This window comes from Staphylococcus sp. CoH_129_LAB_1 (genome assembly GCF_058191515.1).
In genome coordinates this window covers 37,433-61,630 of the sequence record NZ_JBXWKZ010000010.1, presented here as the reverse complement: position 1 = coordinate 61,630, position 24,198 = coordinate 37,433, and the positions used below count along the sequence as shown (strand labels likewise).

General features: G+C 32.2%; 22 protein-coding genes, 3 pseudogenes and 1 riboswitch. Of the genes and pseudogenes, 5 read left to right on the top strand and 20 right to left on the bottom strand.

Annotated features, from left to right (window positions below; translation table 11 throughout):
* Positions 1-151 precede the first annotated feature (151 nt).
* The 4 genes and pseudogenes from thyA to AC2FB1_RS04785 all read right to left on the bottom strand — a co-directional run.
* Positions 152-643: pseudogene (thyA, locus tag AC2FB1_RS04800) on the bottom strand (thymidylate synthase); the annotation flags it as partial.
* A 352-nt stretch (positions 644-995) separates the two neighbouring features.
* Positions 996-1,091, bottom strand: coding sequence for a type I toxin-antitoxin system Fst family toxin (locus tag AC2FB1_RS04795; RefSeq protein ID WP_107365925.1), 96 nt, complete (start codon positions 1,089-1,091; stop codon positions 996-998).
* 482 nt (positions 1,092-1,573) lie between these two features.
* A pseudogene (locus AC2FB1_RS04790) lies at positions 1,574-1,648 on the bottom strand (winged helix-turn-helix transcriptional regulator); the annotation flags it as partial.
* 11 nt (positions 1,649-1,659) lie between these two features.
* On the bottom strand, positions 1,660-3,918 hold the full coding sequence (locus tag AC2FB1_RS04785) for an ATP-binding cassette domain-containing protein (protein ID WP_490674148.1): 2,259 nt from the start codon (positions 3,916-3,918) through the stop codon (positions 1,660-1,662).
* An 839-nt stretch (positions 3,919-4,757) separates the two neighbouring features.
* Between AC2FB1_RS04785 and AC2FB1_RS04780 the strand changes: the two are divergent.
* Positions 4,758-5,365 (top strand): annotated as a pseudogene (locus tag AC2FB1_RS04780) (stage II sporulation protein M).
* A gap of 695 nt (positions 5,366-6,060) precedes the next feature.
* Here the strand turns inward: AC2FB1_RS04780 and AC2FB1_RS04775 are convergent.
* Both AC2FB1_RS04775 and AC2FB1_RS04770 read right to left on the bottom strand, forming a co-directional pair.
* Positions 6,061-6,681, bottom strand: a complete 621-nt coding sequence (locus AC2FB1_RS04775) for a hypothetical protein (protein ID WP_053091519.1) — start codon at positions 6,679-6,681, stop codon at positions 6,061-6,063.
* A 57-nt stretch (positions 6,682-6,738) separates the two neighbouring features.
* Positions 6,739-6,927, bottom strand: a complete 189-nt coding sequence (locus AC2FB1_RS04770) for a hypothetical protein (RefSeq protein WP_049434216.1) — start codon at positions 6,925-6,927, stop codon at positions 6,739-6,741.
* Positions 6,928-7,256: 329 nt separating this feature from the next.
* Here AC2FB1_RS04770 and AC2FB1_RS04765 point away from each other — a divergent pair, with 329 nt between their 5' ends.
* The gene (locus AC2FB1_RS04765; protein ID WP_232133175.1) at positions 7,257-7,421 is read left to right on the top strand and encodes a hypothetical protein; all 165 of its coding nucleotides are present in this window, start codon (positions 7,257-7,259) and stop codon (positions 7,419-7,421) included.
* 48 nt (positions 7,422-7,469) lie between these two features.
* Here AC2FB1_RS04765 and isaB read toward each other — a convergent pair whose 3' ends face one another.
* Positions 7,470-7,988, bottom strand: coding sequence for an immunodominant staphylococcal antigen IsaB family protein (gene isaB / locus AC2FB1_RS04760; protein WP_490674147.1), 519 nt, complete (start codon positions 7,986-7,988; stop codon positions 7,470-7,472).
* Between the two features lie 761 nt (positions 7,989-8,749).
* On the opposite strand from isaB, the gene AC2FB1_RS04755 reads away from it, so the two are divergent.
* Positions 8,750-8,893, top strand: a complete 144-nt coding sequence (locus AC2FB1_RS04755; RefSeq protein ID WP_019835086.1) for a hypothetical protein — start codon at positions 8,750-8,752, stop codon at positions 8,891-8,893.
* 71 nt (positions 8,894-8,964) lie between these two features.
* Here AC2FB1_RS04755 and rarD read toward each other — a convergent pair whose 3' ends face one another.
* From rarD to lpdA, 9 genes are all read right to left on the bottom strand, one after another.
* A complete protein-coding gene (rarD, locus tag AC2FB1_RS04750; RefSeq protein WP_490674146.1) occupies positions 8,965-9,870 on the bottom strand; it encodes an EamA family transporter RarD in 906 nt (301 codons plus the stop codon).
* Positions 9,871-10,148: 278 nt separating this feature from the next.
* Positions 10,149-11,891, bottom strand: coding sequence for a phosphomethylpyrimidine synthase ThiC (thiC, locus tag AC2FB1_RS04745; protein ID WP_490674145.1), 1,743 nt, complete (start codon positions 11,889-11,891; stop codon positions 10,149-10,151).
* A gap of 198 nt (positions 11,892-12,089) precedes the next feature.
* Positions 12,090-12,193, bottom strand: a riboswitch (TPP riboswitch).
* 187 nt (positions 12,194-12,380) lie between these two features.
* Positions 12,381-12,596 carry a zinc ribbon domain-containing protein gene (locus AC2FB1_RS04740; protein ID WP_490674144.1) on the bottom strand — a complete coding sequence of 72 codons (216 nt, stop codon included), beginning with the start codon at positions 12,594-12,596 and terminating at the stop codon, positions 12,381-12,383.
* A gap of 6 nt (positions 12,597-12,602) precedes the next feature.
* Positions 12,603-13,376 (bottom strand): hypothetical protein, encoded by a 774-nt coding sequence (locus AC2FB1_RS04735; RefSeq protein WP_490674143.1) that lies wholly within the window; start codon positions 13,374-13,376, stop codon positions 12,603-12,605.
* Complete coding sequence (locus AC2FB1_RS04730) at positions 13,366-13,704, bottom strand: PadR family transcriptional regulator (protein ID WP_490674142.1); 339 nt, start codon at positions 13,702-13,704, stop codon at positions 13,366-13,368. The genes AC2FB1_RS04735 and AC2FB1_RS04730 overlap by 11 nt, the downstream gene beginning before the upstream one ends.
* 154 nt (positions 13,705-13,858) lie before the next feature.
* Positions 13,859-15,145, bottom strand: coding sequence for a dihydrolipoamide acetyltransferase family protein (locus tag AC2FB1_RS04725; RefSeq protein WP_490674141.1), 1,287 nt, complete (start codon positions 15,143-15,145; stop codon positions 13,859-13,861).
* A gap of 14 nt (positions 15,146-15,159) precedes the next feature.
* On the bottom strand, positions 15,160-16,200 hold the full coding sequence (locus tag AC2FB1_RS04720; RefSeq protein WP_490674140.1) for an alpha-ketoacid dehydrogenase subunit beta: 1,041 nt from the start codon (positions 16,198-16,200) through the stop codon (positions 15,160-15,162).
* A gap of 72 nt (positions 16,201-16,272) precedes the next feature.
* Positions 16,273-17,226, bottom strand: coding sequence for a thiamine pyrophosphate-dependent dehydrogenase E1 component subunit alpha (locus AC2FB1_RS04715; protein WP_490674139.1), 954 nt, complete (start codon positions 17,224-17,226; stop codon positions 16,273-16,275).
* A 41-nt stretch (positions 17,227-17,267) separates the two neighbouring features.
* On the bottom strand, positions 17,268-18,620 hold the full coding sequence (gene lpdA, locus AC2FB1_RS04710) for a dihydrolipoyl dehydrogenase (RefSeq protein WP_490674138.1): 1,353 nt from the start codon (positions 18,618-18,620) through the stop codon (positions 17,268-17,270).
* A gap of 262 nt (positions 18,621-18,882) precedes the next feature.
* Between lpdA and AC2FB1_RS04705 the strand changes: the two genes are divergently transcribed.
* Positions 18,883-19,500 carry a CadD family cadmium resistance transporter gene (locus tag AC2FB1_RS04705; RefSeq protein ID WP_490674137.1) on the top strand — a complete coding sequence of 206 codons (618 nt, stop codon included), beginning with the start codon at positions 18,883-18,885 and terminating at the stop codon, positions 19,498-19,500.
* Positions 19,501-19,545: 45 nt separating this feature from the next.
* Here AC2FB1_RS04705 and AC2FB1_RS04700 read toward each other — a convergent pair whose 3' ends face one another.
* The 3 genes from AC2FB1_RS04700 to AC2FB1_RS04690 form a co-directional block, all read right to left on the bottom strand.
* Entirely contained in the window at positions 19,546-19,953 is a 408-nt protein-coding gene (locus tag AC2FB1_RS04700; protein ID WP_490674135.1) for a carboxymuconolactone decarboxylase family protein, read from the bottom strand.
* Between the two features lie 16 nt (positions 19,954-19,969).
* On the bottom strand, positions 19,970-21,166 hold the full coding sequence (locus AC2FB1_RS04695; protein ID WP_490674134.1) for a 3M3SH-releasing C-S lyase: 1,197 nt from the start codon (positions 21,164-21,166) through the stop codon (positions 19,970-19,972).
* Positions 21,167-21,344: 178 nt separating this feature from the next.
* Positions 21,345-21,857, bottom strand: coding sequence for a DUF308 domain-containing protein (locus AC2FB1_RS04690; protein WP_490674133.1), 513 nt, complete (start codon positions 21,855-21,857; stop codon positions 21,345-21,347).
* Between the two features lie 291 nt (positions 21,858-22,148).
* Between AC2FB1_RS04690 and AC2FB1_RS04685 the strand changes: the two genes are divergently transcribed.
* Positions 22,149-22,835, top strand: coding sequence for a type 1 glutamine amidotransferase domain-containing protein (locus tag AC2FB1_RS04685; RefSeq protein WP_490674131.1), 687 nt, complete (start codon positions 22,149-22,151; stop codon positions 22,833-22,835).
* A gap of 320 nt (positions 22,836-23,155) precedes the next feature.
* On the opposite strand, the gene AC2FB1_RS04680 is transcribed toward AC2FB1_RS04685, so the two are convergent.
* Positions 23,156-24,013 carry an ABC transporter substrate-binding protein gene (locus AC2FB1_RS04680; protein ID WP_490674130.1) on the bottom strand — a complete coding sequence of 286 codons (858 nt, stop codon included), beginning with the start codon at positions 24,011-24,013 and terminating at the stop codon, positions 23,156-23,158.
* Between the last annotated feature and the right edge of the window lie 185 nt (positions 24,014-24,198).

The window sequence follows — 24,198 nt, the reverse complement described above, 5'->3', positions numbered from 1 at the left end:
TAAATAAAGAAGCCAGTAAATGAATTTATAAAAAACTCATTTACTGGCTATTTTTTTAGGAATTATGTCCCAGCCTCAATATTGTCAAATCTTTTTTATCTTATTTATAAAAATGAATGTGATAGCTTTATAAAATCCCTCACTTTCATTATCATTCCGCTATATCATATTTAAAAATTCCATTATGTTTATAATTATTCAACTGTACTTCAGATAGTCTACGTTCAAAAAAGGATTTAAGATTACCCTTCTCATCATATTTACTAGGTAGACTTATTGTTGGTTTAGATTGATTAATAGGATTTGATAGTTGCTTCTTTAATGTATCTATATGTTTAAGATATACATGGGCATCATCTATACACCAATACAAATTTCCTAACTCATAACCACATTGGTCTGCTATTAACCTGTGTAAAACCGCATATTGAAATACATTAAATGGATGACCTAGAGCCATATCTGCCGAACGTTGTTTCACATGTAAATTTAAAGCACCGTAACTCACTTTCCAATTTGTAGCCCAAACACACGGTTCTAATGACATTTCATCTAAATCATCTACATCCCATAAACTTGTCATAATTCTACGTGATGCTGGATTTTGATTTAATTGGTGTAAAATGTACTCAACTTGATTTAATTTTTTACCTTCACCTAATAATGAAGTTTATGAACGTACAAGGTTCGAAGCAACTATAAAATCGATAAGACAAGATATTGCAAAATATGCTGATATTACTTCAGGTATAACAGTTGAAATGCACGAACCTAAACAAGTACTTAAACGTTGGAACATTGTATTACATGAATTATTAAATATTTAACATGTATAAAATACAATCATATAAAATTTTAGTTTTGCATTCCTATCCACTATGGTGTTATAATGTAATTAACAAATATGATGCTAAGCATGATAAACACCGAGCCCGATAACTATTCACAGTAGTTATCGGGCTCTTTTTGGGTGTATTGACTATGTCGTCGTTTAATTATCTATCACGCTTATTTAGCCAATAAGAAAATAGCGTGAGTATAACCCCTACTATTATAGGAGCTATTAAAGATACAAATATGATGCTGAACATGATGTCACCTCCTTCCATGCTAATTACAGCACAGAAGTAAAACAACGACTTTTATATTATATCATTTGTAAATACATAAGCATATTCACTTCCGATAAGTTAAATTATGTATTATTTTCTTTTTTTCTCTTTCCTTGTATTTTTTCAAATTCTTTTATATGGTTCGAAATCATTGTTGGAGTAATATTGATATATCCACTTTTAAGCTTTATTTTGGGGTAAATAATAGAAAAATTAGTTACATTGATATTCTGAGATAGTGGGGCCGTATAAGAAAATAAATTGATGGTGAATGAATGGGGAATATCCTCTTTTTGTTATATATACTATTTTTTTAAAAAGATTATTATATTCAATTAACATCTTCTCACTCCTCTCCTACATATAGACTTTTTTGTCAGTATTTCGATTAATTATTAACACGACCTTATTATTAAAAGAAAGACAATATAATCGTTCATATTGTAATAAAGCATTATTCTTTCAATATTTCTATATTGAAAGAACCTATGATAAGAAAAGAGTTGAATGAGTATAATAAATATAAACTCATCCAACTCTTCTATTTCTACTGATTGATATAACGTTTCAAGTGTTTAGATGTCAATGTTTCTGAACTATCAATAAAGTTTTTAGGTGTTCCACTAAATTGGACCTTTCCGCCATCCAATCCAGGTCCTGGGCCGACATCGATGATCCAATCTGCTTCACACATAATCGATAAATTATGTTCAATCAAAATAACTGTATTGTTTTGATCAATTAAATCATCAAAACACTCCATCAATATAGGGATATCCGATTCATGTAGGCCTGTGGTTGGTTCGTCAAAAATAAAAATACTATTCTTTATCTCTTCATCTAAATGTTGTCCTAGTTTCACGCGTTGAATCTCTCCACCAGACAAAGTGGATAAAGGTTGTCCAAGTGACATATAATTCAAACCTGTTTTACTTACAGATTGTAATTTTGACTTAATATCATTCTTTTTATCAAAGAAAATGATACCTTCGTCAACCGTCAAATCGAGAACATCGGCGATTGAATATCCATCTATGGTAGCATCTAATACTTCTTGTTTATAACGTTTGCCATGACAAACTTCACATGTCTGTGAAAAATCACCCATAAAAGCAAGTTCTGTTTTAATATAGCCCTTTCCACCACAATTTGGACAGGCACCTTTTGAATTATAACTAAACATAGCTTTATTTAGGCCTGTTTCTTTACTGAAAAAGCTTCTTACACTATCAAAAACGCCTAAATACGTTAATAGATTAGATCTATTAGATCCTTGAACTGCTTTTTGATCAATAAAGATGGTATGGTCATTATTTTCAAAACCTGCTTTAACAAGGGTACTCTTACCTGAACCAGCAACGCCCGTTAAGACTGTTAATACGTGTTTAGGTATAGACGTTTTTACATTATTTAAATTGTTTTGTGTCACAGGACCGATATTATAAAAATGGTTAGCTTCACGAATATTCTCTTTTAAATTATGTTTGTTACGTAATGCGTTACCTGTCGAAGTATTTGAAGATAGTAATTCATTATATGTTCCTTCAAATGTGATTTCACCACCATTTTTTCCTGAACCTGGCCCCATATCTATGATATAGTCTCCTTCTTTAATAACATCGGGATCATGTTCAACAATTAACACAGTATTGCCTTTGTCTTTTAAAGATTTTAAAATTTCATTGATTTTAGCTATATCTTCCGGATGCAAGCCAACACTTGGTTCATCTATAATGTAAACTAAATCCGACAAAGAACTATTTAAATGACGTATTAATTTAAGACGTTGCGCTTCACCGCCAGATAATGTCGTTGTGACACGGTTAAGCGTTAAATAACTTAATCCAATATATTCTAGTGCTTCTAACTGCTTTTTGAGAGGATCAATAATATATTTAGCTGTTGGATCCTCTAATTTATTAAGAAACTCTAAATTTTCCTTAATTGTCATTTGTGTGAAATCAGAAATATTTTTACTCATAATTTTAGAACTTAATATTTTCGAGTTTAAACGTTGACCTTTACATGTGGGACATATTTTATTACTTACTACATTTTTAAGATGTTTGGCGTAGCGTTTCTTATTAAATTCTTTATCGCCTAAAAATATTCTACTGAATCTAGGTATTAGCCCTACATATTTAGCTGACTTTCTCCATTCTTTAGGAGGATTTTTTAACGTCATTGGCTCTTGATATAAAAATAGTTCTAATTCATCTTTTGTATAGTCTTTCAATTTTTTATTATTATCAAATAAACCACTATCTCGATAGGCTTTACCACGCTCTTTATCTGGTCCAAAAGAAGGAAAGTCTATTGCACCTTCATTTAAAGACTTATCCCAATCTAGCAATTCATCTAAGTTAATGTCTTCAATATATCCTAATCCTTCACAAGTTTTACACATGCCCTTAGGACTATTGAAAGAATATGCATCTGAATAGCCAACAAACGGTTCGCCTATTCTAGACCACAGTAATCTAACGGAGGCATATATATCCGAAACTGTTCCTACCGTAGAGCGAGAATTTCCATTGAATCTTTTCTGATTAATCGTCATTGCTACAGGAAGATTTTTAATTTTTTTTACTTGCGGTCTGGGCTGTTGATTTAAATGAAATTGAATATAACTGGAATAACTTTCATTTAGTAGCTGTTCAGATTCCGCAGCAATGGTATTAAACACTAAAGATGATTTTCCTGAACCAGAACGTCCTGTAAATACGGTTACTAAGTGTTTGGGGATATTTACATCTATGTTTTTCAAGTTATTTTGTGAAGCACCTGTAATATTAATAAAATCCATTAAGTACCCTCCATTTATAATCTTTATAACATAGATTATTGCATATTAATCAATGATTAACTACTCATTCAAAAGAACACAACTTTAAGTCTTTTATATTACAAATTATTCCACCAATTCAATCCGTCTTCACTAAGTAATTTTTCACATTCTTTAGGCCCATGGCTTTCAGAGACATAATTAGGAAACTGTGGCTGTTCTTGTTTCCATACATTTACAATATCAACGGATAATATAAAAATGAAATTACAATTAGCTATTGATTTATTAAATAAAGAAGAGGCAGCGAAACTAGCATAGTTGCACCAATCCCCTCTCTGCGTCTAAATTGACGCCTGAGAGATAAGCGACCTATATATTGCATCATCTCCGAATATACGATAATAGGCTACTTCCGATAAGTCATTTTACGTCTAAGTAACTTTTAAAAAGTAATAATAACGAGCTTGATTTTAGTAAAATGCTTAACTTCTCTCACAACGATTACTAACTTAGATATTTATTAAGGATAAAATCTATTTCATTCTATCTTATATGCTATTAATGAAAATATATCATCTTATCAAGAAAACAAAACTTCGATTAAATACTGTAAGAGCTAGAGATCATTATGAAGTAAGGCTTCAAACACTCAATAAAATTAAAAAGTTATAAAGAGAAAAAACTTACTGTTACTAAAAATGCTAAAATGGTAGATGTCAGTACTTCAAATGTTTATAGAACTTTTAAATAAAATACAATTCAATATATAGGACTTTCTATTATAAAGTTATTAATTATCTGGACAGGAAGAAACTCATGATACTCGTTTCAAAAAAACAAAAAAGAAAGGGTTAATTATGCTAAATATTAAAGACCAAAATTATTTTAAAAGAGCATTAAATTTCTTTATACTATCAACAATTCTACTATTAGTGACAATTCTAATTGCTTTATTTTTTCATCCTTCAGAAGAATTTATAAAACAGTTAGGATCCAATTCACCTGAAAGCATTAGTAAAACACAAGGTCTAAAAAAGTTTGGGGGTTTATACAAAACAATGGCTTTCATGTACCAATACAAATGCTTTTGTTAGCTTTGATACCCATACCATTTTTATATACTCTAAACTTAATAGTATTGCTTATTATTCCTGGAATACTATTTAGTTTTTTCATACATTTTGACACTTACAAAGGTCTAACTAACTTAATCGCTTATATACCACATTACACTTTAGAAATGATGAATTTTTGTATATTTATTAGTGGTCTTTATATGCTAAATAAATCAATTATAAGAAAAATAACCAATCTATTCAGAAAAGAAAAAAAGCAAAACTACCCTTTCAAAATAAGTTTATTTAATTTATTAAAAGCATATTTATTCGTCTGTTTACCATTGGTTATATTATCAGCATTTACTGAAACATATGTAGCTGATATGCTTTCAAATTTAATGAATTAAATACAATCAAAAGAATACAAAATCGCAAAAAGTGAGGTCATTTTATGTTTCTTGAAAAATTAAAATGCAGTCATTGTGAAAGAGAAATCGACAAAAACGAAAATATAACAATACACACAAATTCAAAAAATCTTAATGGCGTAACAAATCTAAAAAGTTGGGCTAAAAATCAAAACGTTTTATGTGAAAAATGCTCAAAATAAAAAAGAGCCTGTGTTTAGGCTCTTTTTATCAGTACATCACATACGATTATTAGTATTTCCATGTCTTTGTTTAACTAATAAATAAACACCATTTATTAAACCCAAAATAGTCCAAGCAACTGATAAGTAGACATTATCCAGACTATAAATTGGAGCCATAAAAATTAAAAAGAAAATATTCATAACAAACGAAATACGATGAAATGTGCTAAGCTTATTAATATCAATTCTGTTATTTTGAATAATAAATCACATCATCACTGAATTTCTCAGTATAAATGTTCAAAATTAATAATACTCTATGTCATAATGACAATAAAACAATCGTATATATTAAATGCAGTTTTGTTGCAAATACAGAAAAAATATAAATAATTATCATTTTTACATAGTAGTATTCTCTTAACTGGCAACATGTGACTAATTACGCAACATTGTGAAAATCCATAATCATAAATAAATAATTATAGAAATCACCCAGGAAATAATATGTTAGTTATTTTCAGATTGATTGGAATTATTTTGTCGTTTTTGTTCTTCCATGACTTTATCGTTAGGACGACTGAAGTCGCGTCCATATATCTCTTTATTTTTACTGTTATTTCCTTTATACATTGAACTTTCATTAGCATGTTGAATGTGATTTTGTTTATCTGCTTCAGTTCTGTCATCAATGAGATTTCCTACTTCTCCTGATGTTTTATTGACTGTTGTTGCAGCTTTCATTGGAAATCCTACTGCATCATTAAGTAAAAATGTGACAACATATTCTTGATCGTTTGTTCTATTTCGATCAATGTTAAACTCATGATAGGCTCCACTACTAAAAACGTTTTTTGCTTTTTGAATTGCCTGTGCTTCACTTAGCTCTTGAGTATTATTATGAGTAGATTGGTTATCTTTAGTTTGTTGTGTTATTTCGTTATTCTGTGTAGATTGATTAACTTCATTTTGTTGAGTATTTTGATTATGGTTTTTATTATTATGTGATTCTTGTGTCTGTGTCTGTTTCTTATCCTTATCCTCTCGATTTTTATCATCCTGTATAATGTTTATCGAACATGCGCTTAATAATATAGTACTAATTAATGCTATACTTAATATTTTTTTCATCATGAAAACCTCACAACCATCTAAGATATTTAATTTCTTAGAGGATATCTTTATTTGTCATTTCCAATATTTATTTCTAGAATTATAAATCACAGACGCTATTCCAAAGCCGAGTACAATAAAAATGAGTATGTATATAGAAAAGTTATCAGTCTGTATGTAAAATTTAAAAAGAATAAACAATAAGAAAGCCACGATGAAATACACAGGAATAAATGATTTCTTCCAAAAGATAGAATCTTTCATGAATATCCTCCTTTAATAATATATTTTATCTATATATTAAGATTAACATTTTATATTAATCTTTTTCTAAAATTATCTGTATAATTATATTTTATTCTCATACATAAAAACTTAGAACATAAATAGATGTCTTAAGTATGTTTAAATTATAATTTTAATAAATTATAGCTTTCTAAATATACTTTTAAGAATTCAACTATAATAAATAACCGTAAAGCCTTTTAATATACCTTATCATCATTGTAATTGCACGAAAATGATAGTTGATTGTTATTTTAAATCACGTTATGTTTGAAACAAGAATTCTAGATGTACAAGGAGATCATTACATGAAATTTATTAGTATTGTTTTAGGATTGCTAGTTATCATTTCATGGTTATTTGTTTTACGAGAATACCAACATGGACATGAGAAAACTGAAAAAGGAAAGTTAGTCATTATTATTGCTTGTATACTGACTTTCATTATGACATTAATTAGTATACTTGATTAACATAAAAACAGCACCTCATAGCGAGGTGCTGCTCTTTTATATCTTCTATTATGACACAGCAACATGATCCACATAGCCATCCGTAACATGGAACGTAATATGACCTTTGCCTACTGTATAACCGTATAATCCATTTGTTTCATCTGTTTGTTTCTCAGTCAGTGATGGTTGATATTGATAATAATCTCCGTAAACGTCTTTCACTTGTTCTAAGCTTACTTTTTTAGGTGCGACCTTAAAATCAACCATTGCTGCTGTGTTGTCTTTGACTTGATTGAATGTTTGGTCGTACTTCGTTGTTGTTGATGTACCGTTTTGATACTGATCATTTACTTTAATTCCGTTAAATATCACATTTCCAGCTTTTAACGCATTATAGAAATTGTGATTTAATACAAAGTCGCCACCTGATTTTGTATAACCATGATAGTTATAATGATAGCCTTGTGACGTTTGTGTTTGTGCATGTGCTTCGTTTGATACACCGTTATGCTCAGTTACATTAAACCCTAATACTGTTCCTAAAGTAATACCACCAACGACCATTGCTTTTGCAAATTTCTTCATTATGGATCACTCCTCTTTTAGAATTATAATGAACTTCCACCTTTAATATATAATATTACACTCATACATTCAAACTTTTTATAAATTAAAATATAAATTTATTTAAAAATAATTAATTGAAAGTCTAATTAATTATATAACACTTATAATATTACTCTACTTTTTTATTCTTTCATTATTTTTAATTTATATTTAATACATGTTAGCATTAAATCATACATATTTTAATTGATAAGGAGATTACTAATGAAAACAATACGTTATTTCCTATATTTTTTTATCGTTTATTTTATAATCTTTTACTTAGCACAACGACTATTAAAATTAGATTTAGGTATTGTGCGTTGTTTCATTTCATCCGTCATTTTCGCTATAATGATGAGTTATTTTGCTTACTTTGCGAAGAAACTTAATAGATAATGTCTATGTTTATTTGTCATACTTCTGCTTCATGCTATTAACGGTACTTCTTTCTATATCAATAGTCATTCTATAAAAAGTTAAAAAGCATCACGACATTGTATCAATTGCTAGAAATGTAAATTATAAAAAAATGAAGACTATGTAGCATGGAAATGTGTAGGCTTTTTAGATTCAAATGAGGTAGGGTCTATAATGAAAATCATTGGTGTAGCTATGTATCTTGTTCATTCCACAATACCTTTATCAAAATTAACAGTGGAAATGTTTTTTAAATTTAAAAACGGGAATACTTTAATATGCGAATTCATTACGTAAAAATGATAAATGGAGGTCATATTATGGCTGGATATAAATCACCTGGACGTAAAATTGTTGAATATGTAGGTGTTGTAGCAATTGCTGCAGTATTCTTAGGTGTTCTATGGAAAAATATAAATAGCGCTGAGGAAGAAAGTGCTGGCGCTAATGGATCATTAGGCTAATTTAAATAAATTTTTATAAATGATAAATAAAGTATCCCTTTGCTATACAAACAGTAAAGGGATACTTTTTGCTATTCTGGTCTTGGACTGCGTTTCATTTTAATATATTGAGATATACTATAAAGCACAATGCCAATCCAAATAAAGATAAATGTAATAAATTGATGGATATCAAATCTTTCTTTAAATACGAAAATACCTAGTAAAAAGATAATCGTTGGACTAACATATTGAATAAATCCTGTGAGTGACAATGGAATACGTCGTGCCCCAGCTGAGAATAAAATAAGTGGGATAGCTGTAACCGCTCCAGAGAATAAAAGTAAAAATGTACTCATATTTAAACCAACTGATGAATGGTGGGCTTGCCATAAGTAAATGATATAAATAAGCCCTGCTGGCGCTGTAACAATACATTCAATCGCAATACCACTCATTGCTTCGACACGTACTAATTTTTTTAGTAGACCGTAAATGCCAAATGAGAAGGCCAGCATTAGAGAAATAATAGGAAATTCTCCTATCTTTATTGTCATATAAATGACGCCAATTGCTGCTGATACGATAGCGAGCGTCTCAAATTTATTAAAGCGTTCTTTTAAGAAAATAAACGCAAGTAAGATACTCACGAGTGGATTAATATAATAACCTAAACTGGTTTGTAAGACGTGGCCATTAGACACTGCCCAAATAAACGTGCCCCAATTAATCGTGATGACATAACCAGCAACGATAATCGCAACAAGTTGAATAGGGTGTGCCACAAGTCGATTGATATCCTGTTTGAATGCTTGCGATTTTTTTAATACAAAAATCATTAGAACCATGAAAATCATCGCAAGGATAATGCGATATGCGAGAATTTCAAAGGCACTAATACCATGAATCAGCCTCCAATAAATCGGCAAAATCCCCCATAATAAATGCGCTCCTAACGCAAATAGAACCCCCTTCTTAAATTCGGCATGATTCTCCATGCTAAAACCTCCTAGCAATATTACCCTGGAAATATGTATAACTCTATCGTATCAGTAGTTGTGAGAATTGGGTATAGCTGAAAAATATTTTTCATAAAAAAGGTAGTGAAATAGCATTCATTTTGAAGCCATCTTTGTGAAGGTTTCTTTACTTGAATACTACTAGAATTGAAAAACACTTGATATAAGCGTATGTTTCATTTAGTTAGTGATGATACACACGTAAAAAACCTGGCCAACTTATGTTGTCCAGGTTCTCTTCATCATTTTTATTTTGATTAATGATAAATTTTATTGCCGCCTTCTCTGAATTCTTCGGCTTTTTCTTTCATACCTTCAAGTTGTTCTTTGTATGAATCACGAATGTCGTGTGATAAGCGCATTGAACAGAATTTTGGCCCACACATACTACAGAAGTGTGCAATTTTGGCTGATTCTGCTGGTAAGGTTTCATCATGGAACTCTCTGGCACGTTCAGGATCTAGGGCAAGGTTAAATTGGTCAATCCACCGGAACTCAAAGCGTGCTTTACTAATCGCATCATCACGTACCGTTGCACCTGGTAACCCTTTAGATAAATCCGCTGCATGTGCGGCAATTTTATATGTTACAACTCCTTCACGCACATCATCTTTGTTTGGTAATCCCAAATGTTCTTTAGGAGTCACATAACATAACATCGCTGTTCCATGACTTGCAATTTGTGCTGCGCCAATCGCTGATGTGATATGATCATATGCTGGTGCGATGTCTGTTACAAGAGGTCCTAATGTATAAAATGGTGCTTCTTTACAATAGAAATCTGCTAAATCTTGGTTTTCTTTAATTTTATGCATTGGAATATGCCCTGGCCCTTCAATCATTACCTGTACATTATGTTTCCAAGCAATATCTGTTAATTCACCTAATGTTTTTAACTCTGCAAATTGACTTTCATCATTGGCATCATAAATTGATCCAGGACGTAAACCGTCACCAAGTGAAATAGCAACATCATATTGACTTAAAATCTCACAAATTTCATCAAAATGTGTGTATAAGAAACTTTCTTCATGATGTGCAAGACACCATTGTGCAATGATTGAACCACCACGAGATACAATACCAGTTAAACGATCTACAGTTAATGGAATATAGTGAAGACGTAAACCAGCATGAATCGTAAAGTAGTCAACCCCTTGTTCTGCTTGTTCGATTAATGTATCTCGATATGCTTCCCATGTTAAATCTTCAGCTACCCCATTTACCTTTTCTAATGCTTGATAAATCGGTACAGTTCCCACTGGAACAGGCGAATTACGTAATAAATATTCGCGCGTAGTATGGATGTTTTTACCTGTAGATAAATCCATAATCGTATCTGCACCCCAGTGTGTAGCCCATACTAATTTTTCAATTTCTGCTTCAATAGAAGAAGACACAATTGAGTTGCCAATATTCGCATTAATTTTGACAGAGAAGTTTTTCCCAATAATCATAGGTTCTGATTCTGGATGGTTAATGTTATTTGGGATAATGGCGCGACCCCTTGCAATTTCATCTCGAACAAATTCTGGCTCAACTTGTTCTCTAATCGCCACAAATTTCATTTCCTTTGTAATAACCCCTTGTTTAGCGTAGTACATTTGTGTCACAGGTGTCTCTTTACTACCACGTCTTGGTTGATATTCAAATGGATGAGCTACATAGTTTTTATGACCTTCTTTTGAAAAACCATTATCAATCGATTGAATACGGCGACCTTCATAATGTTCCACATCATCACGCGCCTCAATCCATTCATCACGTACTTTTGGTAGTCCACGATTAATATCTACCTCGTAACTTTCATCATGATAAGGACCTGCTGTGTCATAAACAACGACAGGATCATTTTGAAAACTGCGTTGTTCTAGTTGTGTGTCAGAGAGTTCGATTTCTCTGAATGGTACAAAGATATCACTATCATTACCCTCGCCTTTTTTAAAAATACGTTTACTTGCTGGAAAAGTTCTTTTAAAATTGATTTTTTCTTGTTCCATTGACATTGCCTCCTAAATACTAGAAGGGTCTAAATATCACTGATGATATGATTCATAAAAAAAGCATTCAGCTTAATACTGAATGCATAAGAATAAGTGAATGTATACGAAAATATATGTAAGTATCATAATGAAGAAAATGATTAATAGTTAAATTGACCTTTTCATCAAACTATGAAAACATCCATATGTCATTGTAAAGTCACTCACTGGCTTCCCTACGCTAGTATTAACTAGATCAGGTTCAAAGGGTTGGAACATGATGTTCCTTTCAGCAATATAAAGCACCCCTAGCAGAGATTATTAAATTATAGGTTATTTAACCTATACTTATACAATGACTTAAAATCCCATAAATATCAAGTCAATATATTAAATAGTTTTTACAACTTTTAGACATCCGAAAGTCTAACTTCACACAACCCGAAGTCTTACTTATATATTAAAACAGCAGTATCCACTGGGATTACTGCTGTTTCTCGAATTGACTTATCCTCCAAAGAACAAATCAATAAAGTCTCTACTTCTGTTTCTATCTTGTTTATAAAATTCGGTATATCCACAATTTTTACAAGTTATCGTCTTAAAATTATTATGTTGTACATCTAATAATTTAGATATACCAGATCCTGTTGCAGACAATGTACCTTCTTCCACTTCTGTATGACCACATTTTATACAACCTTGATTTTGATTTTCTGACATAATAAATCACTCCTTCACTTTATTTTTACGTTTTTTAAATGTAAAGATGAAAAATGCAATATTCAATATTAACAATAAAGCAATGGCTACAATTAGTGAAACAATACTAGATTGAGATTCTGAGCGACTGTATATTTTAACTACCCATCCAATTATATCTGGTAAACAAACAATAAATATCACTAAAGCGAACAAACGCTGTTTCAAAATAACAGATAAAGTCATTACAATTAACAACAGAATCAGTCCTATTATCACACTTTTTGATTCAGTTAGTGTAATGATATGATAAATGGGATAGTGTTTTGTAAGATACGTACTTAATAAGATGAGTCCAAAAATAACTGCCCCCCATATAAAAGCATAAATATATACTCGTCGTTGCTCTCCATACTTTACGAGACCCTTTCTAATTAAGAAAAAAGGTAAAATCGTAGTTATACAAAAGATAAATAAGATATTAATAATAAAACCAATTGTTATATTAAGTTGTTCTGTAAAAAAATTTGGGATAATAAAAATAGCTAGCATAAATGCTGAAAATAAAGCTAAGTATTTAAACAATCCCCTAGTTAAAATTATATATTCTGAGAATTGATCAGCATAATCTTTTACTGGAGTATTTAGAATATCACTAACATCATCGTGATTCTTTTCAGCAAGTGCTAAATGATCTCTTAATTCTTCTATAATATCATTAACCTCATGTTCATCTTTGCCTCTAAATAAAAGTTCAGCCTTTAACTTAAATAAGTAGTCTTCTTTTTCTTTACTTATCATTATTATCACTCCTGAATATATGATCCATACCTTCATTAAGAGCTTGCCACTTTTTCTTAAACTGTTGTAGTTCTTTGAGTCCACTTTCTGAAATAGTGTAGTATTTACGCTTAGGTCCGCCGTTGTCGGATTTACGCATGGTTGTATGTACATAACCTTTTTTATCTAGTCTTAAGAGCACTGGATAAATACTGCCATCACTAATTTCAGGAAATTGATGTTCCTTTAATTTCTCAAGAATTTCATATCCATACGTTTCTCCTTTTGCAATAAGACCTAAAATTGCTCCATCTAAAAGCCCTTTCATTATTTGATTAGATATTGTCATGTGATCACCTTTTACTAACTATCTTATAATATAAGATAGTATAACATTATAGCTACGTCAACTAACTTATAATGTAAGATAGTTGAGTATAAATAAAGCCCCCAGAAGTATTTCAGACTCCTGGAGGTCTTTATGATAAAAAGTTATTTATTATCTATAACATCAATAGATATGGATTTTCAATATATTTTGCAAGTACTTTTAAGAAGTCAGCTGCGCCTGCACCGTCTAAAATTTGATGATCGAAGGTTAAACTTAATGGGATGCGAGCGACTTGTTTTACATTATCTCCTTCAAGAACAAGCTCTTTAGCTAAAGCACCAACTCCTAAGATACCTGTTTCACCTAAGTTTAAGATTGGTGTGAAGTATTCGATGCCACTTGCCCCCATATTTGTAATTGTAAATGTTGCGCCACTAAGTTGAACATCACCTGTATTACCTTCACGAACTGCTTCAGCTGATGTTTTAATTTCATGTGCTAAAGCACCAATGCTTTTTGTGTCTGCATTGTTAATCACTGGTACCATTAAGCCTTCGTCAAGTGATGTTGCGATGCCAAGATGCACATCGTCATATTCAGTTAATTTACCATTTTCATAACGTGCATTCATTGCGCCATAATCTTTAAGAGCTAACACAACTGCTTTGGCTAATAGTGCAGTTACAGTTAATTTCACATCTTGATCTGCATCTTTTAATTCTTCAGATAATCGATTTTTAAAATCTAATAGACGATCTGCATTGACTTTACGATGTAATGTTAATTGAGCTGTATTATGAAGACTTTGACGCATATTTTGAGCGATACGTTGACGCATTGGATTTAGACCTTCGCCAATGCTAGATACATCAAAGCTTTGTGCTGTTGAAGATGTACCTTCTTTAGACGAAGCCGCTTCACCTTCATAATCATAACCATCTGATTCTACACGTTGAATATCTAATTTTGTAATCCGGTCATTTCCACCTGTACCTTTAATTCTTGTGATATCAAGATCTTTATCTTCAGCCATATTACGTGCTAATGGAGAGATAAAAATACGTTCTCGTTGTTCAGGCTTCACTTCTTTTTCTGTATCTTTTTTATCAGATTGTTCTTCAGTTGAAGGTACTTTTTTATCTTCTGAAGTTGTGTCGTTGTCTTTATTATCTTTTGTTTCTTCTTCAGAGCCGTCATCGTCATCGCTTCCTGTATCTTCGCCTTCTTCTCCGATGATACCGAGCACTGCTTTTACTTTTGCATCTTCGCCTGCTTGTACTTTAATTTTTAATAATGTACCACTCGCAGGTGCTTCAACGTCGTTGGTTAATTTTTCAGAGCTAATTGTGACAATGCTTTCGCCTTCTTCTACTGTATCACCTTCTGATTTAAACCATTCTTCTACAGTACCTTCTTTCATTGTCATACCGAGTTTTGGCATAATAATATTTTCACTCATTGTGATACACCTCCCTACGCGTTAGCCTTTTTTAAGTCATCAATTAATTCAGATGCTATGTCTAATACTTTATCTGCATTTGGTATATATGCAGCTTCTAAGTTTGATGCAAATGGTACTGGTGTGTCTGGTGCAGTCACTTTTTTGATTGGGCCGTCTAAGTAATCGAATCCAATATCACCAATCACAGATGCTACGTCACCAGCAATGTTACATTGTGGACTAGACTCATCAATGACAATTAAACGACCTGTCTTTTTCACTGATTCTAACACTGTATCTTGATCCCAAGGAGATACTGAACGTAAGTCAATGACTTCCACTGAAACATTATCTTCTTCTAGTCGTTCAGCTGTTTCTTCAGCTACAGCAACCATTTTACCAATTGCAACAATCGTTAAATCGTCACCTTCATGTGTCACATTGGCTTTACCAATTTCAATTGTGTATGGTTCTTCCGGTACATTACCTTTTTGACCAAGTAATGTTTTATCTTCAGAAAAGACAACTAAGTTATCATCTTGAATGGCTGACATCAATAATCCTTTTGCATCATATGGGTTTGATGGTACGACCACTTTAACACCTGGAATCGTTGCAAACATATTGTATAAAGATTGAGAGTGTTGGGCTGCGGCACTTGCGCCAGCGCCATGAACTGTACGTACAACTAATGGAATTTTAGCTTTACCGCCAAACATATATCTCATTTTTGCGCCTTGGTTTAAAATTGGATCTAAACCAAATCCGATAAAGTCGTTAAACATAAGTTCTGCGATTGGGCGTAATCCTGTTGCAGCTGCCCCTACAGCTGCACTTAATGTAATATGTTCAGAAATAGGTGTATCGATAACACGTTTACGACTATATTTTTTAGCAAGGCCTTTTGTTACTCCGAACACACCGCCAAATGTATCATCATCTTTAATATGTTCTACCTTAGCGCCACCTGAAACGTCTGTACCAATTAAGATGACATTTTCATCTTCCTTCATAGATTGGTCAATTGCTTCATTAATCGCGCCCATAAATGTTAATCTACGTTCTTCACTCATCGTAAAAACCTCCTCATATGGTTAGGTCATTTGTTCTTATCTGTTCATTCGTTTTAATATTTTAATGATTTCTTATGCAAAAACATCTTTGTATAGTGAATCTTCATCTGGTAATTCACTTTCATCTGCGAATTTCACAGCATCTTCTACGGCTTGTTCAGCTGTTTTTTCAATATCATCAGCTTCTTCTTCAGTTAACCAGCCTTCTTCAATCGCTTGTTTTCTGAATTCTACAGTAGCATTTTTATCCGCATTACGATCATCTGGTGATTTTACTTTTTGTTCGTCACCTTCAAAGTGACCATATTTACGATACGTATCACATTCTATTAATGTAGGACCTTCACCTTTTTTAGCACGTTCTACTGCCTCTTGTGTCGCTTTATAGACTTCTAAAACATCCATACCGTCTACACGTACGCCTGGCATATTATATGCAGAAGCACGTTCCGCAATCGTTTCAGATGCACTTGCATAATCATGTGTTGTACCTTCAGCGAATTGATTATTTTCACAGACAAAGATAACTGGTAAATTTAAAATTGAAGCGAAGTTTAAACCTTCATGGAATGTACCTTCGTTTGCGGCACCATCACCAAAGAAGCAAACAGCCACATTCTCTTTACCTTGGTTAATAATTGAAATACTTGCACCAATCGCAAGACCAAAACCGCCACCTACGATACCATTGGCACCGAGCATCCCTTTATCAATTTCAGCAACATGCATTGAGCCACCTTTACCATGACCTAAACCATCACGTTTGCCCATAATTTCCGCCATCATACCATTTAAGTCGCAACCTTTTGCAATGGCATGACCATGACCACGGTGTGTACTTGTAATATAATCATCATCGCTTAATTGTGACATCACACCTGTTGCAACTGCTTCTTCACCTACATATAAATGCACAAATCCTGGTATTTGGCCATCACTAAAAATTTTGTGTACTTTCTCTTCAAAAAATCGAATCTCGTTCATTGTTTTATAAATCCAACGTGCTTGTTCTTTTTCCATTTTCATTGTCAATTCCTCCTATCTTTCATAGGGCGTAAGTGTAATAACTACATGTGAATGGCAGAACCAAAGTATGCATCCGCACCCTCGCCAATTGCTTCTAATAATGCTGGATGTGGTTGAATAATTTGAGATAATTCATGGATTGTACCTTCTGATGCTTTTACCCCTAAAATTTCACCAATTAAATCTGTCGCATGAGGTCCTACAATAAAGGCACCAAGTACTTCTCCGTATTTTTTATCAATAATCAATTTAATGAATCCTTCGTTTTCCCCTTTGATGAGTGCTTTTGCATTACCTTGAAATGCAGATTGTGTGACTTTTACATCGTATCCCGCTTCTTTTGCTTGTGCTTCTGATAAACCAATTGAAGCTGCTTCAAGACGTGTATAAATACAACGTGTAATGTTTTCTTGATGTACAAGTGGTGGTTGCTCTCCAGCGAGTGTTTCTGCTACATGAATACCATGTGCACTTGCAGCATGAGCAAGTTGATAACCTTTTACTAAATCACCAATAGCATACACATGTGTTTGACTTGTTTGATAATGGTCATCCACTTTAAAGAACTTGCCATCCATCTCTAAATTTAAATCTTTAGCCACTTGTGTATTTGGTTGTCTGCCAGTTGCGACAAGTAAAGTATCAAATCTTACGTCATCTTGACCATCAAGCACAACCTTAGTCTTATCTACTGTTTTAATGTTAGCTTTTGTAATAATATGAATACCTTGATTTTCTAAATGTGACTTTAACAATTCTCTTGTATCATCAATTTCCGTAAGTAAAATATCATCTGCTACTTCAACAATGGTTACTTTAACACCGAGATCAGCCATTGATGAAGCAAGTTCTGTTGCGATAACACCACCGCCAATTACCGCCAATTCTTTAGGCAATTCTTTTAAGTCGAAAAATGTATCTGTAGTTTCATATTTCACTTTATCTAGTCCTGCAATCGGTGGTACAAATGGTTTACTACCAGTTGCTAGGATGATATCTTTCGCTTGATATATTTCATCATTTACTTTTACTTTTAAATCTTTCGATATGCTTGCTTCTCCTTCAATGTAAGCTACCTTATTTTTCTTTAGTAACTGTTTAACGCCACCCGTAAGTGTTTGTACAACTTTCTTTTTACGTTGTACAAATTTAGGGAAGTCAATGTTTAACTCTTTTGTTGTAATTCCCCAGTCATTGGCAACTTGAATGTTATATGCTTTCTCACCATGTTCTAATAATGTCTTAGATGGAATACATCCGACATTTAGACAAGTTCCCCCAGCATTAAATTTCTCAATGACTGCGACTTTTTTGCCTAATTGCGCAGCACGAATCGCTGAAACATAGCCACCAGGTCCAGCTCCAATGACAATCACATCATATGATTCACTCATGAATGAACGCCTCCTTTCATAAGAGAACTTTTATCATTTTTATTATAAAGAGATATTTTGTAAGCGCTTTCTTATCTCTTCACCTTTATTTTACACCTTATATTTTGAATTTTCAAACTATTAAGTGTTTAAGATTATTTATTTTATATATATAATGAAAGCATTAAAAAGTTGGTAAAATTTTTAAAATAAAATCTATATAATTATTATTTGAAATACGATATACTTTATTCAATATCACTTTTAAAAGGAAGTTTATGCCATGATTCAAACTATTATTACCGCTGCTATATTATATATCGCAACTGCAGTAGATTTACTTGTCATATTACTTATTTTCTTTGCACGAGCACATACAAAAAAAGAATATAGAAATATTTATATTGGTCAATATGTAGGATCTGTGACATTGATTGTCGTAAGTTTATTCTTTGCTTTTGTCTTAAATTATGTACCTGAAAAATGGATTTTAGGATTACTTGGTCTTATTCCTATCTATTTAGGATTAAAAGTAGCTATTTTTGATGATTGTGAAGGAGAAAAAAGAGCGAAGCAAGAACTAGATAAACATGGTCTAACTAAATTAATTGGTACCGTCGCGTTAGTCACTATCGCGAGTTGCGGAGCAGACAATATTGGTTTATTTGTACCTTATTTCGTCACGCTTAGCATATCTGAACTTATTGTGACATTAATCGTCTTTTTAATTTTAATCTATGTCTTAGTATTTACTGCACAGAAGCTTGCATCTATTCCAGAAATTGGTGAAACCGTAGAAAAATTCAGTCGATGGATTATGACAGTTGTGTATATTGGACTGGGTTTATTTATTATTATCGAAAACCACACCTTGCAGACGATTTGGGGAATGTTATTTTAAATTAAAATTATAAAAGGACTCTAACCTAAGCTAGAGTCCTTTTATTTAAGGTTGTAATTTCATAATCGCACCGAATTGTTGTTGGGCATTTGTAAATGTGATGAATGTAATAAGTTCGATAATTTCTTTATCTGATAAATGAGACTTTAAGATTTCTGTGTACGTTGTAGGTATTTGATCTCCCAGTTTGATATAGACTTCTGTAAATCCTATACATATTGCTGATTTTTCATCTGTTAGACTCCCGGTAGGCTTGCCTTTTGCCTTACAATATTGGCAACCATTTTTCTGAGCTAGCATACGGCGTATATCTTCTTTAAGTTCTGCGTTTAACGCGCTAGTATTTTCTAGCGTGTCACTCAATGCTGACCACGTCTTCATAATGTCTTCGTGATGACCTAATAATCGTTGAAATGGTGTATGACCTATGTGTGAGGGTTCAATAATAGCCATGATATGTCACTCCTATTTAAACTAAAGCCGCTTTTATTTTCTGTAGTCCCTTTTTCATCACTTCTCTAGGAACTGCAATATTAATTCTAATATGACCCTCTGCGTTATGAACAAATTGCTCTGCACCTTCAATGATGACACCAGCGTGTTTAATAAAGAATTTCGCCATTGATTCATCAATATCTTTTTCTTTAATATAATAGCTTAAATCTACCCAAGCTAAATACGTCGCCTCCGGAATTTTAAATTCTGCATGCGGTAGCTCTTTTTCTAGAAAATCTGCTAAATAGTTAAAGTTATCATCTAAATAATGATTCATTGCTTGTAACCAATCTTCGCCTTTTTCATAAGCAGCTTGAGTGGCAACCACACTTAGAGGATTTTCCGTACCAAAGTGGTGTGTGTTCCAAGTTTTTAGAAGTGATTCATTTTGAATAATGATATTTGAAAACATCAAACCTGCAATGTTGAAGGCTTTACTTTGAGACATAGTTGTGATGATTTTGTCGTAATCTGGGACAGCTTTGGCAAATGGCACATGTGATTGACCTGAACGTTTGATATCACAATGGATTTCATCTGAAATGAGCCATATATCATTGTCTTTCATAATTTGGCCCAATGTGGCTAACTCTTCTTCTGACCAGACACGTCCCGTTGGATTATGTGGATTCGCAAAAATACATAATTTAATATTTTCTGTTTCTACTTTTTTACGTACATCATCAAAATCAATCTCATAATATCCATGATGATTGATTAGTGGAGAATATACTGTTGAAATATGATTTTTATCACATGCCATTTTAAATGGTCCATAACTCGGCGTGACAATTAATGCTTTATCATCCTTATCGCAAATATAACCTACAAGTTCAATTAACCCAGCCACAATACCATGAGAGAATACGAGATGCTCTTGCGGGAAAGTGAAACCATAACGTTTCTTTGTCCAAGATACAAAAGCTTCATAATATTCAGAACCGAAGACGTTTGTGTAGCCTAAAATTTTCTTATTTAAACGTTCACGAATCGCATTTAATACGACTTCTGGTGTACTAAAATCCATATCTGCTACCCACATACGAATCAGTTCATCATTATCTTTTAAATCTGACGTATCTGCATCACCAAAAAGATAGCCTTTATAGCCTTCCACATTCATTGCATTGGTATAACGACGATCAATAATTTCATCAAAATTGTAATTCACGAGATTTCCTCCTAAACATGTTCATGTATTTTATCAATTATCATTCTAATACTTACGTCATATTCTGTATATCAACTTTATTTTTCATTCAACACAATAGACATTCTTTTTTAAAAGAAAAACTCCTCACTATTACAGTAGTGAAGAGTTTAAAATTTAATATGTTTAAATAAATATATTATGCTAGACCATCAATGACGTATGTCACACCTAGGACTGCGAATGTAAATGCGATTAATGTTGAAACAAAAATCATACCCATCATTGGATTAAATAATAAGATAATCCCTAAAATAATACCTAGGATATTTACGATAATTGATAAACCGCGTAATTGATGTTGTTGTGATAGTGTAAACAGACCGATAACCGAACTGAAAATAAACCAAAACGCAAACATAAATACAAAGAATACTGAACTTGCTCCAACATTAAATACAACTAGAATGCCAAAGATTAAATCGATAATACCATTAATTAAAATTAATTTTGTATTTACACCTACGAGTTTTTTTGTCGTACGACGGAATAAAAGTTGAATGACACCGCCTATCATAATGAGTAAGCCAATCAACCAAGTCAATGTATAGAAGTTTTGAACTGGATTACTAAATATAACCACAGCAATAATCAGTAATAGCGTACCAATGATTAAACTTGACCAATTTAATTTTCCATTATCATGGGCCATTATGATCTCTCCTTTTTTATATTTAAAGATTACTACAAGTATAATTTATCTATCATTAGAACACAAAAACCCTCACTAATCTATTGACTAGTGAGGATACTTTTACGAATTCATAGAATTGGTAAATTGTATATTAGTATGTACCCCCATTAAGATGATTCAAACCACTTTTGTAAAATTATTTTCAATCAAATGAAATTATATTTTAATATAAAAAATATACCTAGCATGTGTTATTCCTCTTTAAAAATGGGTAATTATGAATTACGTAAACAATTTAGGAGGTATACGATGAGTAAAGCATTAGTTGTAGTTACAAGCGTTTCAAAATATCCTGATATGAATCGTCCAACTGGATTATGGTTGGGTGAAGTCGTTCACTTTGCAGATGTATTATACAAAAATGGTTATGATATCGACTATATTAGTCCAGAAGGTGGCTATACAGCTATCGATCCTGCAAGTCTACAAGAAGATATGATGTCTGAATTAGATTGGAAATATTATCAAGATAACGACTTCATGACACGTCTTGGTAGTACACTTACACCAGATGCTGTACGTGCTGAAGATTATGATATTATCTATTACGCAGGCGGTCACGGAACAATTTGGGACTTCAAAGATAATAAAGGTTTACAAGAATTAACACGTAACATTTATGAAAATAACGGTGCAGTTTCTTCTGTATGTCATGGTGCTATTGGTCTATTAAATGTTACAGATAGTGAAGGTAACTCTATTATTAATGGTAAAACTGTAACTGGTTTTTCTAATACTGAAGAAGAAGCAGTTGGCTTAGCAGATAAAGTACCTTATTTAACAGAAGATGAACTTAAAAATCGTGGTGCACATTACGAAAAAGGTGACAATTGGAGTCAATTCGCTGTGATTGACGGTCATATCATTACTGGACAAAATCCACAATCTGGTAAAGCTGTAGCTGAAAAATTCTTAGAATTAAAAAACAATAAATAAGACACCCCGCAGTGTTAATATACAAAAGGTTGGTCCTTTCTTAATATGAAAGACCAACCTTTTTAAATGTCTTGATTTATAATGGTTTCAATGATAACTTGAATATCTTTTTCCACTCTAATATGTTTAATATCTTGGATTACTTCGTCTAAATTTTTAATAGGTAAATGAATAAGTCAGGATATTGTTGTATCTGTCGTAGCACGTTTAATTATTCATCTCATACGTTATCATATTTTAAATTGACATTTTAATATAAAACATGGGGTAAGACAACTTTCTGTCTTACCCCAAAATATGAATTCTAGAAATAAATAACTTTATTCTTCAATATTTGTTAAGTCTTCTAAGATTAGTTCTGATGCGATTAGGCCTCTGTATTTCGCCCAACGTTCACGATTGACGTCATGCACACGTTGATTACGAACCGCTTCAATATTTGACCAATCTTCAGTTTCTTTTAATTTTTCATAATCATCTTTATTATCTTCATCTACCATAATAAATATACGATCTGGATTAAAACTTGCAAATCGGTCTGTATCTACTTTTAAGTAATCTGCACCCATATATTCAGGTAGATGGTTCTCCATATCTTCAGGAACAGAACCATTGAACCCTACTTTTTGTAAGAATTGGCCTACATAGGATTGAGAGGCATGTACGTATAAGCCATTATGTGTAGGCACTGCAGCGATTGTTGATTGATTTTTATCAAGTTTAACATCTTTACTTAAACTTTCAACTTTATCATTATGTTGCGCGACTTGTTCGCGACCTTTATCTTCTTTAGAAACAAGTTCTGCAATTGTTTTAAATGTTTCAATACTTTGATCGTAGTTTGCATCAAAACTATCTAATAATACAGTTGGTGCAATCGCATTTAATTTTTCAAATATTGACTCATGTCTTGTTTTATCAGCTACAATCAATTGTGGTTCTGCTTTTTTAATTAATTCTGTGTCGGGTTCTAGACGAGAGCCTACAGACGTATAATTACCAACTAAATGTTTAACCGATTCATCTAAATTATTTTCATCTTTATCATCTGCAATGCCGGTTACATTAATGTCTAATTTTGCTAACGCTTCTACAAATGAATATTCTAACGCTACTACAGATTCTAATTCTTCTGGTATTTCTACTGTTACACCATTTGATTGAAATTCTTTAGTCATACTAACATCCCTCCAAATGAAATTGTATTCGTTTTTTCTTACATTATGTGTATTTACGTTTTGAATGTTTTTAAACATTATTAATCACTATAAAAAATACGTCCATACCTTACTTAACAAGGTACAGACGCATTAATCATCATCATAAGTGAAATATAAGCATCCTCTCTTCAATATTTTTTGAA

What these genes read in the sequence shown, in the direction of transcription:
- AC2FB1_RS04730 (WP_490674142.1), bottom strand. Translation starts at nt 13,704, where the DNA reads ATGACAATATCTAATCAAATAATGAAAGGGCTTTTAGATGGAGCAATT.
- AC2FB1_RS04720 (WP_490674140.1), bottom strand. Translation starts at nt 16,200, where the DNA reads ATGAGTGAAGAACGTAGATTAACATTTATGGGCGCGATTAATGAAGCA.
- AC2FB1_RS04740 (WP_490674144.1), bottom strand. Translation starts at nt 12,596, where the DNA reads ATGTCAGAAAATCAAAATCAAGGTTGTATAAAATGTGGTCATACAGAA.
- AC2FB1_RS04715 (WP_490674139.1), bottom strand. Translation starts at nt 17,226, where the DNA reads ATGAAAATGGAAAAAGAACAAGCACGTTGGATTTATAAAACAATGAAC.
- AC2FB1_RS04735 (WP_490674143.1), bottom strand. Translation starts at nt 13,376, where the DNA reads ATGATAAGTAAAGAAAAAGAAGACTACTTATTTAAGTTAAAGGCTGAA.
- AC2FB1_RS04785 (WP_490674148.1), bottom strand. Translation starts at nt 3,918, where the DNA reads ATGGATTTTATTAATATTACAGGTGCTTCACAAAATAACTTGAAAAAC.
- AC2FB1_RS04700 (WP_490674135.1), bottom strand. Translation starts at nt 19,953, where the DNA reads ATGGCTATTATTGAACCCTCACACATAGGTCATACACCATTTCAACGA.
- AC2FB1_RS04690 (WP_490674133.1), bottom strand. Translation starts at nt 21,857, where the DNA reads ATGGCCCATGATAATGGAAAATTAAATTGGTCAAGTTTAATCATTGGT.
- rarD (WP_490674146.1), bottom strand. Translation starts at nt 9,870, where the DNA reads ATGGAGAATCATGCCGAATTTAAGAAGGGGGTTCTATTTGCGTTAGGA.
- AC2FB1_RS04795 (WP_107365925.1), bottom strand. Translation starts at nt 1,091, where the DNA reads ATGTTCAGCATCATATTTGTATCTTTAATAGCTCCTATAATAGTAGGG.
- lpdA (WP_490674138.1), bottom strand. Translation starts at nt 18,620, where the DNA reads ATGAGTGAATCATATGATGTGATTGTCATTGGAGCTGGACCTGGTGGC.
- AC2FB1_RS04770 (WP_049434216.1), bottom strand. Translation starts at nt 6,927, where the DNA reads ATGAAAGATTCTATCTTTTGGAAGAAATCATTTATTCCTGTGTATTTC.
- AC2FB1_RS04725 (WP_490674141.1), bottom strand. Translation starts at nt 15,145, where the DNA reads ATGAGTGAAAATATTATTATGCCAAAACTCGGTATGACAATGAAAGAA.
- AC2FB1_RS04765 (WP_232133175.1), top strand. Translation starts at nt 7,257, where the DNA reads ATGAAATTTATTAGTATTGTTTTAGGATTGCTAGTTATCATTTCATGG.
- AC2FB1_RS04705 (WP_490674137.1), top strand. Translation starts at nt 18,883, where the DNA reads ATGATTCAAACTATTATTACCGCTGCTATATTATATATCGCAACTGCA.
- AC2FB1_RS04685 (WP_490674131.1), top strand. Translation starts at nt 22,149, where the DNA reads ATGAGTAAAGCATTAGTTGTAGTTACAAGCGTTTCAAAATATCCTGAT.
- AC2FB1_RS04775 (WP_053091519.1), bottom strand. Translation starts at nt 6,681, where the DNA reads ATGAAAAAAATATTAAGTATAGCATTAATTAGTACTATATTATTAAGC.
- isaB (WP_490674147.1), bottom strand. Translation starts at nt 7,988, where the DNA reads ATGAAGAAATTTGCAAAAGCAATGGTCGTTGGTGGTATTACTTTAGGA.
- thiC (WP_490674145.1), bottom strand. Translation starts at nt 11,891, where the DNA reads ATGGAACAAGAAAAAATCAATTTTAAAAGAACTTTTCCAGCAAGTAAA.
- AC2FB1_RS04755 (WP_019835086.1), top strand. Translation starts at nt 8,750, where the DNA reads ATGGCTGGATATAAATCACCTGGACGTAAAATTGTTGAATATGTAGGT.
- AC2FB1_RS04680 (WP_490674130.1), bottom strand. Translation starts at nt 24,013, where the DNA reads ATGACTAAAGAATTTCAATCAAATGGTGTAACAGTAGAAATACCAGAA.